The 2,123-nt window shown below is 39.0% G+C and carries 3 protein-coding genes; all 3 read right to left on the bottom strand.

What is annotated here, in order from left to right; translation table 11 throughout:
* Positions 1-221: hypothetical protein (locus HRU21_13010; GenBank protein ID NRA43208.1), on the bottom strand; the 221-nt coding region annotated here is incomplete at its 3' end.
* Positions 222-246: 25 nt separating this feature from the next.
* Positions 247-642, bottom strand: a complete 396-nt coding sequence (locus tag HRU21_13005) for a hypothetical protein (GenBank protein NRA43207.1) — start codon at positions 640-642, stop codon at positions 247-249.
* Positions 639-2,048, bottom strand: a complete 1,410-nt coding sequence (locus tag HRU21_13000; protein ID NRA43206.1) for a hypothetical protein — start codon at positions 2,046-2,048, stop codon at positions 639-641. The genes HRU21_13005 and HRU21_13000 overlap by 4 nt, the downstream gene beginning before the upstream one ends.
* Positions 2,049-2,123: the final 75 nt, after the last annotated feature.

Below are 2,123 nucleotides of genomic sequence, written 5' to 3'. Positions count from 1 at the left end.
GATTTCACCTCTGATTTTATTTCCTGTTCAAGTTTAGCTTTTTCTTCCATAAGTCTCGTGACTGCTTGTTTAACCTCTTGCGTCTTAGAGCGGATGCTTTCCGTTTCCTCTCCAATAGGCTTGAGGAGGCTGAAGTCACCACGCTCAGTAGCCAAAACGACATAGTTATCAATATTATTAGCAGAATCACCAATACTAGATAAATGCCCTGAGATTGCCATGCTTGATTCAACTGCTGACCCCGATTCACAACTCGACATCAATAATAGGAAACAAGCCATTAATAATGACATCAGAAACCCATTGAGCTGGTGTTGTGTTTTCATATTCTTCTCCTTGTGGAATTCTTGATAGTAGTACTTCATCATCAGGAAACTGCTCTGCATACTCACCAAAAGTAGTGTGAGCAAATTCCATTTCATCTATATGTATTAAGGCATAGACTCCACCACCCTCTTCTAGCTCAAAAGGGTTTTGAAGTCTTATAGTACGCTGTCCATTAGGCTTTGAACCTATAACCGACTCTGACTCATCGTCATAGGTTGAATTGCCAAAGAATGTACACCTAAAAGGAGCACCAAAAACAAAAGTGTCATGCTCTAGTTGTGTCATTTCTTCTAATGTTCCAGTAACTAATTTCATGGTAAATCCTCGCTATGTGGTTTTAGTCTACTTGCTTTTTTAACTCCATTGTTTATTATTTCTAGGTCTGCATGAGTTCCTAGTAATGATACATCTGCCTTACTTGCATCTCTTGAAGCTGTGTCTGTAATCACCTCATCAGTTGTATTGTCAAATGTGGATAGCCCTGTCACATCAGCTTTAAACGCATCTTCTCTAGCTCCATCAGTAAAGTATGTGTATATCTCTGATGCTGTCGCTCCACCACTACCACCTCCTGATGGTGCTTGGCTCATTGCTTTAGTTGTGAATTGATCTCCTGAGTCATCTTCAATTAATCCATCAACTCTGTTAGTGTTTGTAAGTATAGAGCTTAAGCTAGCAGACTCACTAGGAGTAAGACCGCTTGTTCCTGTTTCAGCAACAAAGATTTTATCACGCCAAACAACGTCAACACCACCACCGCCTGTAGTTGGATTCCTGATAGGATAAACACCATTAGATTTAAATAATCTAACATTATCGGTCTGTATCAAGTTTGTTGTTGTATTGTTATTAATGTATAAATCCAATACGGTCACATCATTCTCAAAATTAGCTATATCAATAGCAGTAAAAGCACCGAAGAAGCTTCTGATGCCATCTTCAGTTGTAATGAAATATGCAAATCTAGCATATAATTCATGTCCTGAGAAATCAACAGCACTAACAATATCTACTTCATCATTGACATAGTCAGCATCAAACTTAGTTATTAAAGATCCATCAAGACCTATTTGGTTGTAGATAAGGTCATCTTCTTGTTCCGCTAAAATACTCCACCCCGAGGAATTCGCTATTGTAGTAGCTACAAAGCCTAATTTGGCCGTTGCGCCTGATTGAAACGCCGCTCTAACTTCAATTTTATCCCCTGAACTTACACTTGTGCCATTAGTATAACTATTACTAAAAGTTGAAGTTGATTGCATTTGGTTAAATAGTTCAGTGCCAGTAGTAATGTTTGTTACTCTAATTCTAGAATTAGGGATTAATTGTGAAATTGATCCAGTAGCAGTAACAGGTGCTTGACCATAAGTACCATCATCAGCTTGGAAACGAAGTATTGCGGGGTGCGCAGAAGTTCCATCAGACTGAATAACTCTGACACCTTTTAGGACTGCACCTAATGAACCAAACAATCGACCTCTAGCAGTTTCAACCGAAGTACCTGCTTGGACAAGCATTTCAGGCCATGCGAAGCCATTAAAACCAAAGTAAGTATCAGTTTGACTAACGCTGTAATTAATCTCATTTAGTAACTGAGAATCAGTAAAGTTGTCACCTGTGGAATCCGTTTGTATTGTGATACTATAGTCTTTAGCACCATTTCCTGCATCCCATGAAACTGGACTAGCACCATGATTAGTTATAGTGATATTAGATGTCAAGTTAGGGTCTGTGCTTGGTATTAAGCTGTATGCAGTTTGAACACCTGCCGATATACCACCACTCTCTGTTATGGT

Source organism: Pseudomonadales bacterium (assembly GCA_013215025.1).
GTDB lineage: Bacteria > Pseudomonadota > Gammaproteobacteria > Pseudomonadales > DT-91 > DT-91.
The sequence above is the reverse complement of the archived record's forward strand: the minus strand, read 5'-3'. Positions and strand labels throughout refer to the sequence as shown.